The sequence below is a fragment of the Pseudomonas marginalis genome, from assembly GCF_900105325.1.
GTDB lineage: Bacteria > Pseudomonadota > Gammaproteobacteria > Pseudomonadales > Pseudomonadaceae > Aquipseudomonas > Aquipseudomonas marginalis.
Window position 1 is genome coordinate 3217430 of sequence record NZ_FNSU01000003.1, and the last position, 15071, is coordinate 3232500.

14 protein-coding genes, 1 tRNA gene and 2 rRNA genes (1 of these 17 cut by a window edge) are annotated in these 15071 nt (G+C 58.1%); 2 read left to right on the top strand and 15 right to left on the bottom strand.

What is annotated here, in order from left to right:
• Nucleotides 1-41 precede the first annotated feature (41 nt).
• From hscB to trmJ, 7 genes are all read right to left on the bottom strand, one after another.
• Nucleotides 42-563, bottom strand: a complete 522-nt coding sequence (gene hscB / locus BLW22_RS24075) for a co-chaperone HscB (RefSeq protein ID WP_027605413.1) — start codon at nt 561-563, stop codon at nt 42-44.
• Nucleotides 564-571: 8 nt separating this feature from the next.
• Complete coding sequence (iscA, locus tag BLW22_RS24080) at nt 572-895, bottom strand: iron-sulfur cluster assembly protein IscA (RefSeq protein ID WP_024077295.1); 324 nt, start codon at nt 893-895, stop codon at nt 572-574.
• Between the two features lie 28 nt (nt 896-923).
• Nucleotides 924-1310, bottom strand: a complete 387-nt coding sequence (iscU, locus tag BLW22_RS24085) for a Fe-S cluster assembly scaffold IscU (protein ID WP_003209682.1) — start codon at nt 1308-1310, stop codon at nt 924-926.
• 99 nt (nt 1311-1409) lie between these two features.
• Entirely contained in the window at nt 1410-2624 is a 1215-nt protein-coding gene (locus BLW22_RS24090; protein WP_017530022.1) for an IscS subfamily cysteine desulfurase, read from the bottom strand.
• Nucleotides 2625-2674: 50 nt separating this feature from the next.
• On the bottom strand, nt 2675-3166 hold the full coding sequence (gene iscR, locus BLW22_RS24095) for a Fe-S cluster assembly transcriptional regulator IscR (RefSeq protein WP_003194020.1): 492 nt from the start codon (nt 3164-3166) through the stop codon (nt 2675-2677).
• A gap of 303 nt (nt 3167-3469) precedes the next feature.
• Nucleotides 3470-4252, bottom strand: coding sequence for a serine O-acetyltransferase (gene cysE, locus BLW22_RS24100; protein WP_065924871.1), 783 nt, complete (start codon nt 4250-4252; stop codon nt 3470-3472).
• Between the two features lie 2 nt (nt 4253-4254).
• Complete coding sequence (trmJ, locus tag BLW22_RS24105) at nt 4255-5025, bottom strand: tRNA (cytosine(32)/uridine(32)-2'-O)-methyltransferase TrmJ (RefSeq protein ID WP_027605410.1); 771 nt, start codon at nt 5023-5025, stop codon at nt 4255-4257.
• Between the two features lie 145 nt (nt 5026-5170).
• Here trmJ and suhB point away from each other — a divergent pair, with 145 nt between their 5' ends.
• Complete coding sequence (gene suhB / locus BLW22_RS24110; protein WP_003175971.1) at nt 5171-5986, top strand: type III secretion system regulator SuhB; 816 nt, start codon at nt 5171-5173, stop codon at nt 5984-5986.
• 108 nt (nt 5987-6094) lie between these two features.
• On the opposite strand, the gene BLW22_RS24115 is transcribed toward suhB, so the two are convergent.
• The 6 genes from BLW22_RS24115 to queA all read right to left on the bottom strand — a co-directional run bounded on the left by BLW22_RS24115 (nt 6095) and on the right by queA (nt 12169).
• Nucleotides 6095-6637, bottom strand: a complete 543-nt coding sequence (locus tag BLW22_RS24115; RefSeq protein ID WP_015885750.1) for a glycine zipper 2TM domain-containing protein — start codon at nt 6635-6637, stop codon at nt 6095-6097.
• 124 nt (nt 6638-6761) lie between these two features.
• Complete coding sequence (secF, locus tag BLW22_RS24120; RefSeq protein ID WP_065924872.1) at nt 6762-7676, bottom strand: protein translocase subunit SecF; 915 nt, start codon at nt 7674-7676, stop codon at nt 6762-6764.
• Between the two features lie 9 nt (nt 7677-7685).
• Nucleotides 7686-9554 (bottom strand): protein translocase subunit SecD, encoded by a 1869-nt coding sequence (gene secD, locus BLW22_RS24125; protein ID WP_027605408.1) that lies wholly within the window; start codon nt 9552-9554, stop codon nt 7686-7688.
• 62 nt (nt 9555-9616) lie between these two features.
• Nucleotides 9617-9955, bottom strand: a complete 339-nt coding sequence (gene yajC / locus BLW22_RS24130) for a preprotein translocase subunit YajC (protein WP_003175975.1) — start codon at nt 9953-9955, stop codon at nt 9617-9619.
• Between the two features lie 43 nt (nt 9956-9998).
• Nucleotides 9999-11114 (bottom strand): tRNA guanosine(34) transglycosylase Tgt, encoded by a 1116-nt coding sequence (gene tgt, locus BLW22_RS24135; RefSeq protein ID WP_161985738.1) that lies wholly within the window; start codon nt 11112-11114, stop codon nt 9999-10001.
• Nucleotides 11115-11119: 5 nt separating this feature from the next.
• Nucleotides 11120-12169 carry a tRNA preQ1(34) S-adenosylmethionine ribosyltransferase-isomerase QueA gene (queA, locus tag BLW22_RS24140; RefSeq protein ID WP_065924873.1) on the bottom strand — a complete coding sequence of 350 codons (1050 nt, stop codon included), beginning with the start codon at nt 12167-12169 and terminating at the stop codon, nt 11120-11122.
• 108 nt (nt 12170-12277) lie between these two features.
• Between queA and BLW22_RS24145 the strand changes: the two genes are divergently transcribed.
• A tRNA-Leu gene (locus BLW22_RS24145) sits at nt 12278-12362 on the top strand.
• A 338-nt stretch (nt 12363-12700) separates the two neighbouring features.
• On the opposite strand, the gene rrf is transcribed toward BLW22_RS24145, so the two are convergent.
• Both rrf and BLW22_RS24155 read right to left on the bottom strand, forming a co-directional pair.
• A 5S ribosomal RNA gene (gene rrf, locus BLW22_RS24150) occupies nt 12701-12816 on the bottom strand.
• Between the two features lie 152 nt (nt 12817-12968).
• Nucleotides 12969-15071 (bottom strand): 23S ribosomal RNA (locus BLW22_RS24155) (it continues 789 nt past the right edge of the window).

Below are 15071 nucleotides of genomic sequence, written 5' to 3' on the forward strand. Positions count from 1 at the left end.
TTATCTGTCTATCAGGCGCGCATCACGGGCAGCACACTGGGTTAATCGTCGAGGCGCTCTTCCAGCTGGCGCACTTCGTAGGTGAGCTTGTCGAGGAACTGCATGCGCCGCATCAGGCGCTCGGCCTGTTCACGTTGCGCTGCATCGTCCCAACAGGCTGCGAAGCTTTCGTTGAGCTCATCCTGGGCAACTTTCAGACGACGCTTGAAGACCGCGACACCCGCCACATCGGCTTCGTCCTGCAGGTCTTCGAGCTCTTCACGCCACTGCATCTGCTGCATCAGGAAGTCCGGGTCGTGCACGGTCACTTCCAGGGGCAACTCGCCACCGTTCATCGCGAGCAGGTAACGCGCGCGCTTCGGTGGGCTTTTGAGCGTCTGATAGGCTTCGTTGAGGCTGGCCGATTGCTCCAGCGCCAAGCGCTGCTCACGCTCGGAAGCGTCAGCGAAGCGGTCCGGATGCACCCCACGCGCCAATTCTCGGTAGCGCGTGGCAAGCTGCTCGAGGTCCAGCCGAAAACTCGGCTGCAGCTCGAATAAAGCGAAATGACAAGGAGTACCCACGAATAGCCTCAGATGTTGAAGCTTTCGCCGCAGCCACATTCACCGCGTACGTTGGGGTTGTTGAACTTGAAGCCTTCGTTCAACCCTTCCTTGACGAAATCGAGTTCGGTGCCGTCCAGGTAAGTCAGGCTTTTAGGGTCGATGATCACTTTCTCGCCGTGACTTTCGAACACCTGGTCCTCATCAACCACCTCGTCGACGAACTCCAGCACATAGGCAAGGCCGGAGCAGCCCGTGGTGCGAACACCCAGACGAATCCCCTCACCTTTACCGCGCCCATCCAGGGAGCGTCGCACGTGCCGCGCAGCCGCTTCTGTCATGCTGATAGCCATCGTTGACTCCTTACTCGTCGCCAAATGCTTAGATCAAGCCTTTCTTCTGCTTGTAGTCGCGAACGGCCGCCTTGATGGCGTCTTCTGCGAGCACGGAGCAGTGGATTTTCACTGGAGGCAGGGCCAGTTCTTCGGCCAGCTGGGTATTGCTGATAGTCACAGCCTCATCCAGGGTCTTGCCTTTCATCCATTCGGTCGCCAGGGAGCTGGAGGCGATGGCCGAACCGCAGCCGTAAGTCTTGAACTTGGCGTCTTCGATAACGCCAGCTTCGTTGACCTTGATCTGCAGGCGCATTACATCGCCGCACGCCGGAGCGCCGACCATGCCGGTGCCGACATCAGGGTCTTCCGCGTTCATCTTGCCGACGTTGCGCGGGTTTTCGTAGTGGTCGATGACCTTTTCGCTGTAAGCCATGGTACTGAATCCTCACTCATCAGGGCCGCTCTGGAACCCTGTAAAAACGCCTGCGTTTACCGCCACGTTCCTACAGAGCTTGGGTGGCGGCTTCTATAGTTAGTGTGCCGCCCACTCGATCTTGGAAATATCGACACCGTCTTTGTACATGTCCCACAGCGGCGACAGGACGCGCAGCTTGTTGACGGCTTCGCAAACCTTCTGCGCGGCGTAGTCGACTTGCTCTTCGGTGGTGAAGCGGCCGAACGTAAAGCGGATCGAGCTGTGTGCCAGTTCGTCGTTGCGGCCCAGGGCGCGCAGTACGTACGAAGGCTCAAGCGAAGCCGAGGTACAGGCCGATCCGGACGAAACCGCCAGGTCCTTGAGCGCCATGATCAGCGACTCGCCTTCGACATAGTTGAAGCTCAAATTCAGGTTGTGCGGTACACGGGCAGTCATGCTGCCGTTGATGTACAGCTCTTCAAGGTTCTCGACCTGCTTGTAGAAGCGATCGCTCAGGGCCTTGATACGTACGTTTTCGGCAGCCATGTCTTCCTTGGCTACGCGGAAGGCTTCGCCCATGCCGACGATCTGGTGGGTCGCCAGGGTGCCCGAACGCATGCCGCGCTCGTGACCGCCGCCGTGCATGGTGGCTTCGATGCGCACGCGTGGCTTGCGGCTCACGTACAGTGCGCCGATGCCTTTGGGGCCATAGGTCTTGTGGGCCGAGAACGACATCAGGTCGACTTTCAGCTTGGACAGGTCGATATCGACCTTGCCGGTGGACTGAGCAGCGTCGACGTGCAGCAGGATGCCTTTGGAGCGAGTCAGCTCGCCGATGGCCGCGATGTCGTTGATGGTACCGATTTCGTTATTCACGTGGATCACGGAAACCAGGATGGTGTCTTCACGCAGCGCGGCTTCGATCATGGCCGGGGTGACGATACCGTCGGTGGTTGGCTCAAGGTAAGTGACCTCGAAACCTTCACGCTCCAGTTGGCGCATGGTGTCGAGGACAGCCTTGTGCTCAATCTTGGTGGTGATCAGGTGCTTGCCTTTGGTCGCGTAGAAATGCGCCGCGCCCTTGATAGCCAGGTTGTCGGACTCGGTGGCACCGGAGGTCCAGACGATTTCACGCGGATCTGCGCCAACCAGGTCGGCAACCTGGCGACGAGCGTTCTCGACCGCTTCCTCGGCTTTCCAGCCAAAAACGTGGGAACGGGAGGCCGGGTTGCCGAAGTTTCCGTCGACCAGCAGGCACTCGCTCATCTTTTGCGCGACACGCGGATCAACCGGGGTGGTCGCTGAGTAATCAAGGTAAATCGGCAATTTCATGGACTTTCTCCTAAATCAGGCTGGCTGGCGTGCCGTTAGCTCTTCGGCTGTCACTCGACGGCGGACGCTTCGATCTTGTCCAGACGCGGCGCCTTGGTATTGCAACGGCGCTGGTCCTGACGCTGGGCTACTTCTTGCACCTCACGGCGAGTCACAAGATCAGCCAAGCTGATACCACTCAAAAACTCATGGATCTGCAGGCTCAAGTCACACCACAAGTGGTGCGTCAGGCAGGTGTCGCCGGCGTGGCAGTCACCCAGGCCCTGGCACTTGGTCGCGTCGACGGATTCGTTGACCGCGTCGATCACCTGGGCCACCTGGATGCCCTGCATGTCGCGGGACAGCTGATAGCCGCCGCCCGGCCCACGCACACTGGAGACCAGATTGCTACGGCGCAACTTGGCGAACAGCTGCTCAAGGTAGGACAGGGAAATGCCTTGGCGCTCGGAGATATCGGCCAGGGACACCGGCCCAGTTTGCGCGTGCAAGGCCAAATCAAGCATGGCGGTCACCGCGTATCGGCCTTTTGTAGTCAGTCTCATGGACAAGTACCAAGGTGTTTCAGAATGGGAGCAAGTATGCGATTCCCGAGTATTTAAGTCAACTATAAGACCTAGTACTTTAGTCAGGATTACCCGTAAAAAGGGCGCGCGAATCATAGCAGGACGGGGCGAGGACGAACAGCGGCAGCGCGGCGATGGCTCGATATCGAGACCAATGGAGATCACATGTGGGAGGGGGCTTGCCCCCGATAGCGGTGGATCAGTCAATATATTGGGTGACTGACAGATGGCCATCGGGGGGGGGCAAGCCTCCCACATGGGCCTAGCAGCAAATGTGAGATCTCAGCCAGCTTTGGTGGCGGGCTCACTCTTGATCTCGGCGAAGTCCTCTTCGCGCAGCTCAGGCAGGTCTTTCGCACAGTAGCTGCTGCCCAATTCCTTCAGCGCGCCGCACATACCGTCCAGCTTGCCGTCCACCGCTTGCAGGTGGTCAAGCAACTGGCCGATGGCGCGCGCGACAGGGTCGGGCATGTCTTCGCTGACACCGTAGGCATCGAAACCGATTTTTTCGGCCATGGCCTTGCGCTTGGCTTCCTGCTCATCGCCCACTTCCGGCTTGACGATGATCCGCCCCGGAATCCCCACTACAGTGGCGCCGGCCGGCACGGCCTTGGTCACCACGGCGTTGGAGCCGACTTTGGCGCCAGCGCCTACGGTGAACGGACCAAGCACCTTGGCGCCCGCACCCACCACCACACCATCCTCCAGCGTCGGGTGGCGCTTACCCTTGTTCCAGCTGGTGCCGCCCAATGTCACGCCTTGGTAGAGGGTCACGTCGTCACCAATCTCGGCAGTCTCGCCAATGACGATGCCCATACCGTGATCGATAAAGAAGCGACGTCCCACCTTGGCACCTGGGTGAATCTCGATCCCGGTCAACCAGCGGCCGAAGTTCGACACCAGCCGCGCCAACCATTTCCAGCCCATATTCCACAAGGCGCCGGACAGGCGATGGATCCAGATCGCGTGCATGCCCGGGTAGCAGGTCAGCACCTCAAAGGCGTTGCGCGCCGCCGGGTCACGATGGAAAACACTCTGGATATCTTCTCGCAAACGCTCGAACATTTTTAATCCTTCCGCTTAAGAAGCTCGCCACGGGCCGCTTTCTGGGTTTCCGTGAGGATGCCACGCAATATATTCATTTCCGCTCGACTGACCGAGCTGCGCCCGTACAGGCGGCGCAGGCGCGCCATCAAGTGCCGAGGTTTTTCCGGATCGAGGAATTCGATGGCCACCAGGGTTTGCTCCAGGTGCTCATAGAACCGCTCCAGCTCGTCCATGGTGGCCAGTTCGCCACTCTTGGTCGACGCCACTTCATCCTTCTCTACCTTGCTCGGCTGCCCTTCAGCGGCCAGCCAGGCCATGCGCACTTCGTAACTCAACACCTGCACCGCTGCCCCGAGGTTCAGCGAACTGAACCCAGGGTCTGATGGAATGTGCACGTGATAATGACATCGTTGCAGCTCTTCATTGGTGAGGCCGGAGTCTTCACGGCCGAATACCAGGGCGATTTCAGCACCGCCGGCCGCCTCTTCCACTACCTTGGTACCGCACTCACGCGGATCCAGCAGCGGCCAGGGGATGCGGCGGTCACGGGCGCTGGTGCCAAGCACCAGGTTGCAGCCGACCAAGGCGTCTTCCAGAGTGGCGACCACCTGGGCTTTTTCCAGGATGTCATTGGCGCCGGATGCGCGGGCATCGGCCTCGTGGTGCGGGAACACGCGCGGTTCGACCAGCACCAGGCGCGTCAGCCCCATGTTTTTCATGGCTCGCGCCACCCCGCCGATATTGCCGGGATGACTGGTATTGACCAAGACGACACGAATGTTTTGCAGCAAGGTAGGCGCTCTCGGACACGGGAAAGGGGAGCAAATCTTACAGAACAGCCTAAGGTTATGCCATGAAAGCTAACGTCGTCCTTCACCTGAAGAAAGTTTCTGCTAGAATGCTCGGCTTTCTTTAACAACCTTAGGTGACACATCCATGCAGCCCATGCTGAATATCGCGCTGCGCGCCGCCCGCAGCGCCAGTGAATTGATCTTCCGCTCCATCGAGCGCCTGGATACCATCAAGGTCGACGAAAAAGACGCCAAGGATTATGTGTCCGAGGTGGATCGCGCCGCTGAACAGAAGATCATCGACGCGCTGCGCAAGGCCTACCCTACCCACGGCATCCTCGGCGAGGAAACCGGCCTGCACAAAGGCAGCGGCGAAGGCGAAGACTACCTGTGGATCATCGACCCACTGGATGGCACCACCAACTTCCTGCGCGGCATCCCGCACTTTGCCGTCAGCATTGCCTGCAAATACCGTGGCCGCCTGGAACACGCTGTAGTACTCGATCCTGTTCGCCAGGAAGAATTCACCGCCAGCCGTGGCCGTGGTGCCCAACTGAACGGTCGTCGCCTGCGCGTCAGCGGTCGCACCAGCCTGGATGGCGCCCTGCTGGGTACCGGCTTCCCGTTCCGTGACGACCAGATGGACAACCTGGAGAACTACCTGGGCATGTTCCGCGCCCTGGTTGGCCAGACTGCCGGCATCCGTCGTGCTGGCGCGGCCAGCCTGGACCTGGCCTATGTGGCTGCCGGTCGTTTTGATGCGTTCTGGGAGTCGGGCCTGTCCGAGTGGGACATGGCTGCAGGCGCCCTACTGATCCAAGAGGCCGGCGGCCTGGTGAGCGACTTCACCGGCGGTCATGACTTCCTGGAAAAAGGCCACGTCGTTGCCGGCAACACCAAATGCTTCAAGGCAGTACTGACGGCGATCCAGCCGCACCTGCCGGCTTCGCTGAAGCGCTAAGCGAGCGAGCAAAAAAAAGCACCCTGCGGGGTGCTTTTTTTATGCCTGGGATTTGCTTGGTGTGAGCTTAAATACCAACACCACCACAAATCAAATACAAGAGAAGACTTACTGCTGGTTCTGGCCCAGGACGAGACGCCCTTCCTTGTCGACTGGAATCTGGCCGCCCGGATCACGATCCATGCGCACCGAACCTTCCTTGCCATCCAAGGTGTAACGCACGTCATAGCCAACGACCTTGTCACTGATGTCGTTGACGGTGTTACAGCGAGTCTGGGTGGTGGTATAGGTATCGCGGTTCTGCATACCTTCCTGAACCTTGTTACCGGCGTAACCACCACCGACCGCACCGGCCACAGTGGCCAGCTTCTTGCCGTTACCGCCACCGACCTGGTTACCCAACAGGCCACCGGCCAGCGCACCAACCACCGTACCGACGATCTGATGTTGATCCTGCACCGGCTTCTGCCGGGTCACTGCGACGTCCTTGCAGACTTCGCGAGGTGTTTTAATCTGGGTTTTCACCGGCTGCACCGCCAGCACTTGCGCATACTCAGGGCCGCTTTTTACCAGGCTGTAGGTGGCAACAGCACCCCCGGCAGTTACACCGACAGCACCCAATACCGCACCAACCAGTAACGACTTGTTCACGTTGAACCTCCTGACCATCACAAACGGACCGAAAGATCCGCGCTATACCCAGCCTTGGAGCAAAAAAAAAGGCACGAGTTCAATACTCGTGCCTTTTTTGTAACAGCAGATCAACAAGCGCCAATCAAGGACGATCGTCGACCTCTTTGCCAGTGGCGGCAGGAGGGATCAGGTCTTCGCTGTTGAGGTTCAGCCAGATCAGCACCACGTTGGCGATGTAGATCGACGAGTAGGTGCCTGCCAGGACGCCGATGAACAGCGCCAGGGAGAAGCCCCACAGGTTGTCGCCACCGAAGATCATCAGCGCCGCGATCGCCAGCAAGGTGGAGATCGACGTCGCCATGGTCCGCAGCAGGGTCTGGGTGGTGGAGATGTTGATGTTCTCGATCAGCGACGCCTTGCGCAGTACGCGGAAGTTCTCACGAACCCGGTCGAATACCACGATGGTGTCATTGAGGGAGTAACCAATGATCGCCAGCACGGCCGCCAGCACGGTCAGGTCGAAGGTGATCTGGAAGTACGCCAGGATACCCACGGTCACGATCACGTCGTGGATCAGCGACACAATGGCGCCGACACCGAACTTCCACTGAAAGCGGAAAGCCAGGTAGATCATGATACCGACCAGCGCCATCAGCATGCCGAGGCCGCCCTGGTCGCGCAGCTCTTCACCCACTTGCGGGCCCACGAACTCGACGCGCTTGACCGACGCAGGGTTGTCACCACCCACCTTCTGCAAGGCTTCGGCTACCTGGTGACCCAGTTGCGGGTCTTCGCCAGGCATGCGCACCAGCAGGTCGGTGGTCGCACCGAAGCTCTGCACGATGGCTTCGTGATAGCCGGCCTTGACCAGTTCACTGCGTACCAGGGTGACGTCGGCAGGCTTCTCGTAGGTCAGCTCGATGAGCGTACCGCCGGTGAAGTCCAGACCGTAGTTCAGGCCCTTATGGAACCAGCTGAACAACGCCAGAACGGTAAGGAGCAAGGTGACGCCGAACGCAATGTTGCGAACGCCCATGAAGTTGATTGTACGTAACATGGCAGCCCCTTAAATCCACAACTTCTTGAAGTCACGCCCGCCAAAGATCAGGTTGACCATTGCGCGGGTCACCATGATGGCCGTGAACATCGAGGTAAAGATACCGAGGGACATGGTTACCGCAAAACCTTTGACCGGGCCGGTGCCCATGGCAAAGAGAATCCCGCCAACCAGCAATGTGGTCAGGTTGGAGTCGAGAATCGCGGTAAATGCCCGGCCGAAGCCTTCGTTGATTGCACGCTGTACGGTCATGCCGGCGGCGATCTCTTCACGAATCCGCGAGAAGATCAGCACGTTGGCGTCTACCGCCATACCCATGGTGAGTACGATACCGGCGATACCTGGCAAGGTCAGCGTAGCGCCCAGCAGCGACATCAGGGCCAGCAGCATCACCATGTTGCCCGCCAGGGCCACGGTGGCAATGATGCCGAAGAAGCGGTAGATGGCGATGATGAACAGCGACACGAACAGCATGCCCCACAAGGCCGCGTCGATACCCTTGGTGATGTTGTCGGCACCCAGGCTCGGGCCGATGGTACGTTCTTCAGCGAAGTACATCGGCGCAGCCAGGCCACCGGCACGCAGCAACAGGGCCAGCTCCGAGGATTCGCCCTGGCCGTTCAGGCCGGTGATGCGGAATTGAGCACCCAGCGGCGACTGGATGGTCGCCAGGCTGATGATCTTCTTCTCTTCCTTGAAGGTCTGCACCGGTACGTCTTTCTCGACGCCGTTGACCATTTGCTTGGTGTAGGTGGTCACCGGGCGCTGCTCGATGAAGATCACCGCCATGCTGCGACCAACGTTGCTGCGCGTGGCGCGGCTCATCAGTTCGCCGCCGTGGCCATCCAGGCGGATGTTCACTTCAGGGGTACCGTGCTCGCCGAAACCGGCCTTGGCGTCGGTCACCTGGTCACCGGTGATGATCAAGCCACGCTCGATCAGCGCCGGAGGACGGTTGCCTTCACGGAACTCGAACTCTTCGGAAGTTGCACGGGAAGCACCCGGCTCAGCCGCAAGACGGAACTCCAGGTTGGCGGTTTTACCCAGGATACGCTTGGCTTCAGCGGTGTCCTGCACGCCCGGCAGCTCAACCACGATGCGGTTGGCGCCCTGACGCTGAACAATCGGCTCGGCCACACCCAGCTCGTTGACGCGGTTACGTACCGTGGTCAAGTTCTGCTTGATGGAGTATTCGCGGATTTCCGCGATTTTGGCCGGGCTCATCGCCAGACGCAGTACCGCCTGACCATTCAGGTCGGCCGGTACGATGTCGAAATCGTTGAAGTTCTTGCGGATCAGCGCACGGGCCTGTTCACGGGAGGCCTCGTCAGAGAAGCCCAGCTGGATGGCACCGTTGAGCTGCGGCAGGCTGCGATAACGCAGCTTCTCTTTACGCAGCAGGCTCTTCACGTCGCCTTCATAGACCTTCAGGCGTGCGTCGAGGGCTTTGTCCATGTCGACTTCCAGCAGGAAGTGCACACCACCGGACAAGTCCAGACCCAGCTTCATCGGGTGCGCGCCAATGCTGCGCAACCACTGTGGCGTGGTCTGTGCCAGGTTCAGGGCAACAACGTAATCGTCACCCATGGCCTTGCGTACGACATCTTTTGCCGGCAATTGGTCTTCTTGCTTGGTCAGGCGCAACAACCCGCCCTTCGCACCAGCTGCCAATGTTGCCGCTTTAACCTGGATACCCGCGTCGGCCAGTGCCTTGCTCGCGCGTTCCAGGTCAGCCTGGTTGACCTGCAGCGAAGTGCTGGCGCCAGTGATCTGGATCGCCGGGTCATCAGGGTAAAGATTGGGAGCGGAATAAATAAAACCGATCGCCAGCACCGCCAGGATCAGTACGTATTTCCACAGAGGGTATTTGTTCAGCATCACGCCGCCCGCTTATAACGCGGGGCGCCTTGCGCGCCCCGTCGATTGGTAAAGGTTGGAACTTAGATCGCTTTGAGCGTGCCTTTTGGCAGCGTGGCGGCGATGGCGCCCTTCTGGAACTTCATTTCCACGGTGTCGGACACTTCCAGAACCACGAAAGCATCGGAAACCTTGGTGATCTTGCCCGCGATGCCGCCGGTGGTCACGACTTCGTCGCCTTTCTGCAGGCTGCCCAGCAGGTTCTTCTGCTCTTTGGCACGCTTGGCCTGTGGACGCCAGATCATCAGGTAGAAGATGACCAGGAAGCCGACCAGGAAAATCCACTCGAAACCACCGCCCATAGGGCCGGCAGCAGCAGGCGCAGCGGCGTCAGCCATGGCGTTAGAGATAAAAAAGCTCATTTAGCACTCCAGTTGCAAATAGTGAATCTTAGGGTCGGAAAACTCAGTCCAAGGGCGGCACAGGGAGCCCGCGCTTGGCATAGAAGGCATCGACGAAGGCGGCCAATGTACCCTGTTGAATAGCCTCGCGCAAACCAGCCATCAGGACTTGGTAGTGACGCAAATTGTGGATGGTATTCAACATGCTACCCAGCATTTCTCCGCATTTGTCCAGATGGTGCAGATAAGCACGGGAGAAGTTCTGGCAGGTGTAGCAATCACAGGTGGGATCCAGCGGCGAATCATCATGGCGATGGAACGCGTTACGGATCTTGAGCACGCCTGTATCGATGAACAGATGCCCATTGCGGGCATTACGGGTTGGCATCACGCAATCGAACATGTCCACACCGCGGCGCACACCCTCTACGAGATCTTCGGGTTTGCCAACGCCCATAAGGTAACGAGGTTTGTCAGCGGGCATCAGGCCTGGCAGGTAGTCCAGTACCTTGATCATCTCGTGCTTGGGTTCGCCCACCGACAAACCGCCGATGGCCAGGCCGTCAAAACCGATCTTGTCGAGGCCTTCCAGCGAGCGTTTGCGCAGGCTTTCATGCATGCCGCCCTGGACAATGCCAAACAGCGCCGCGGTGTTGTCGCCATGGGCATTCTTCGAACGCTGGGCCCAACGCAGGGACAGCTCCATGGAAATCCGCGCGACGTCCTCATCAGCCGGGTACGGTGTGCACTCGTCGAAAATCATCACGATGTCCGAGCCCAGGTCGCGTTGCACCTGCATGGACTCTTCCGGGCCCATGAATACCTTGGAACCGTCCACCGGCGAGGCGAAGGTCACGCCCTCCTCCTTGATCTTGCGCATGGCGCCCAGGCTGAACACCTGGAAACCACCCGAGTCCGTGAGGATCGGGCCATGCCACTTCATGAAGTCATGCAGGTCGCCATGCTTCTTGATCACTTCAGTGCCTGGACGCAGCCACAGGTGGAAGGTGTTGCCGAGGATGATCTCGGCGCCGGTGGCGACGATGTCACGCGGCAGCATGCCTTTAACGGTGCCGTAGGTGCCCACGGGCATGAATGCCGGGGTCTCTACCGTACCGCGCGGAAACGTCAGGCGACCGCGACGGGCTTTGCCGTCGGTGGCGAGCAATTCAAACGACATACGACTCATAGTTGTTCCTCTGGGCCGCGCGGCGCCGGATTACGGGTGATAAACATCGCATCACCGTAGCTGAAAAAACGGTATCCATTGTCGATGGCTGCTTTGTACGCCGCCATTGTTTCGGGATAACCCGCGAAGGCCGACACCAGCATCAATAGCGTGGATTCCGGCAAATGGAAGTTGGTCACCAGGCAGTCGACCACATGGAACGGCCGGCCTGGGTAAATAAAGATATCGGTGTCGCCACTGAACGGTTTGAGCACGCCATCACGCGCCGCGCTCTCAAGGGAGCGCACGCTGGTGGTGCCCACCGCAACCACCCGCCCGCCGCGCGCCTTGCAGGCGCTAACTGCGTCCACGACGTCCTGGCTGACTTCCAGCCATTCGCTATGCATATGGTGGTCTTCGATGTTATCCACACGCACCGGCTGAAACGTGCCGGCCCCCACGTGCAGGGTCACATAGGCGGTCTCGACGCCCTTGGCGGCAATCGCATCCAGCAGCAGTTGGTCAAAATGCAGCCCGGCAGTCGGCGCGGCCACGGCACCGAGGCGCTGGGAATAGACCGTTTGATAGCGCTCACGGTCCGAGTCTTCGTCGGGGCGGTCGATATAAGGAGGCAATGGCATATGACCGACGCGCTCCAGCAACGGCAAAACCTCTTCGGCGAACCGGAGTTCGAACAGCGCATCATGACGCGCTACCATCTCGGCTTCACCGCCACCCTCGACGAGGATGCTCGAACCCGGTTTCGGCGACTTGCTGGAGCGTACATGGGCCAGCACACGATGGCTGTCCAACACCCGTTCCACCAGAATTTCCAACTTGCCGCCGGATGCTTTCTGGCCAAACAGCCGTGCCGGGATGACCCGGGTATTGTTGAACACCATCAGATCGCCCGGACGCAAATGCTCAAGCAAATCAGTGAATTGACGGTGTGCGAGGGTGCCGCTGGCCCCGTCCAGGGTCAGCAGTCGACTGGCGCGACGCTCGGCCAAAGGGTGGCGAGCAATCAGCGAATCCGGGAGTTCAAAAGTAAAGTCAGCAACGCGCATGATGGGGTTCGTCTAGCAGGGCCGGGAAGTCTAGCGGAAATAGTGAAAATAGACCATGAAACGTGATTGACCAACGGTAATCTCATCTCTATACTTCGCCGCCATTGAGCCCTGATGGCGGAATTGGTAGACGCGGCGGATTCAAAATCCGTTTTCGAAAGGAGTGGGAGTTCGAGTCTCCCTCGGGGCACCATCTTAAAGAAAGACCTTGAATTTCAAGGTCTTTTTTTTCGTCTGCAGAAAAGCGCCCTGAGGCCGCGACAGCTCCCAGAGAGCGAGATAGCGCGACTCCCCTTCATATCATCATAAAGTCCAGCAGGCCCACTCACAGGCCTTTGCGAGGACGCTAAAACGACCCTTGGTTAACCCTGGACCCACCCAAAGTACTGCTAGCGCTTCGAGCGGAGATCCTGTCTCCTTTAATGGGCATGGACTTTAGCACTGAAGACCCTCCCGAGGCGCCTCCTCGCACTTTTCGACCGACCAAAACAAAACCCCACCTGCTTTCGCAAATGGGGTTTCGGAATTTAATCTTGACGATGACCTACTCTCACATGGGGAAACCCCACACTACCATCGGCGATGCATCGTTTCACTGCTGAGTTCGGGATGGGATCAGGTGGTTCCAATGCTCTATGGTCGTCAAGAAATTCGGGTACTGAGTCGTGGCCAGCTGGCCTCGCTTCAGCAAATTGGGTATGTGACAGCTGTCGGTGTTTTGTGAAATCTCGAACTTTCGGTTCATTGCGTCTTCACACACCGCAATCTGGCCTTTCGACGCAAATTGCTTGGGTGTTATATGGTCAAGCCTCACGGGCAATTAGTATTGGTTAGCTCAACGCCTCACAGCGCTTACACACCCAACCTATCAACGTCGTAGTCTTCGACGGCCCTTCAGGGGACTCAAGGTCCCAGTGAGATCTCATCTTGAGGCTAGTTTCCCGCTTAGATGCTTTCAGCGGTTATCTATTCCGAACATAGCTACCCGGCAATGCCACTGGCGTGACAACCGGAACACCAGAGGTTCGTCCACTCCGGTCCTCTCGTACTAGGAGCAGCCCCTCTCAAATCTCAAACGTCCACGGCAGATAGGGACCGAACTGTCTCACGACGTTCTAAACCCAGCTCGCGTACCACTTTAAATGGCGAACAGCCATACCCTTGGGACCGGCTTCAGCCCCAGGATGTGATGAGCCGACATCGAGGTGCCAAACACCGCCGTCGATATGAACTCTTGGGCGGTATCAGCCTGTTATCCCCGGAGTACCTTTTATCCGTTGAGCGATGGCCCTTCCATACAGAACCACCGGATCACTAAGACCTACTTTCGTACCTGCTCGACGTGTCTGTCTCGCAGTCAAGCGCGCTTTTGCCTTTATACTCTACGACCGATTTCCGACCGGTCTGAGCGCACCTTCGTACTCCTCCGTTACTCTTTAGGAGGAGACCGCCCCAGTCAAACTACCCACCATACACTGTCCTCGATCCGGATAACGGACCTGAGTTAGAACCTCAAAGTTGCCAGGGTGGTATTTCAAGGTTGGCTCCACGCAGACTGGCGTCCACGCTTCAAAGCCTCCCACCTATCCTACACAAGCAAATTCAAAGTCCAGTGCAAAGCTATAGTAAAGGTTCACGGGGTCTTTCCGTCTAGCCGCGGATACACTGCATCTTCACAGCGATTTCAATTTCACTGAGTCTCGGGTGGAGACAGCGCCGCCATCGTTACGCCATTCGTGCAGGTCGGAACTTACCCGACAAGGAATTTCGCTACCTTAGGACCGTTATAGTTACGGCCGCCGTTTACCGGGGCTTCGATCAAGAGCTTCGCGTTAGCTAACCCCATCAATTAACCTTCCGGCACCGGGCAGGCGTCACACCCTATACGTCCACTTTCGTGTTTGCAGAGTGCTGTGTTTTTAATAAACAGTCGCAGCGGCCTGGTATCTTCGACCGGCATGGGCTTACGGAGCAAGTCCTTCACCCTCACCGGCGCACCTTCTCCCGAAGTTACGGTGCCATTTTGCCTAGTTCCTTCACCCGAGTTCTCTCAAGCGCCTTGGTATTCTCTACCCAACCACCTGTGTCGGTTTGGGGTACGGTTCCTGGTTACCTGAAGCTTAGAAGCTTTTCTTGGAAGCATGGCATCAACCACTTCGTTAACTAAAAGTTAACTCGTCATCAGCTCTCGGCCTTAGAATCCCGGATTTACCTAAGATTCCAGCCTACCACCTTAAACTTGGACAACCAACGCCAAGCTGGCCTAGCCTTCTCCGTCCCTCCATCGCAATAACCAGAAGTACAGGAATATTAACCTGTTTTCCATCGACTACGCTTTTCAGCCTCGCCTTAGGGACCGACTAACCCTGCGTCGATTAACGTTGCGCAGGAAACCTTGGTCTTTCGGCGTGGGTGTTTTTCACACCCATTATCGTTACTCATGTCAGCATTCGCACTTCTGATACCTCCAGCAAGCTTCTCAACTCACCTTCACAGGCTTACAGAACGCTCCTCTACCGCATCACTTACGTGATACCCGTAGCTTCGGTGTATGGTTTGAGCCCCGTTACATCTTCCGCGCAGGCCGACTCGACTAGTGAGCTATTACGCTTTCTTTAAAGGGTGGCTGCTTCTAAGCCAACCTCCTAGCTGTCTAAGCCTTCCCACATCGTTTCCCACTTAACCATAACTTTGGGACCTTAGCTGACGGTCTGGGTTGTTTCCCTTTTCACGACGGACGTTAGCACCCGCCGTGTGTCTCCCATGCTCGGCACTTGTAGGTATTCGGAGTTTGCATCGGTTTGGTAAGTCGGGATGACCCCCTAGCCGAAACAGTGCTCTACCCCCTACAGTGATACATGAGGCGCTACCTAAATAGCTTTCGAGGAGAACCAGCTATCTC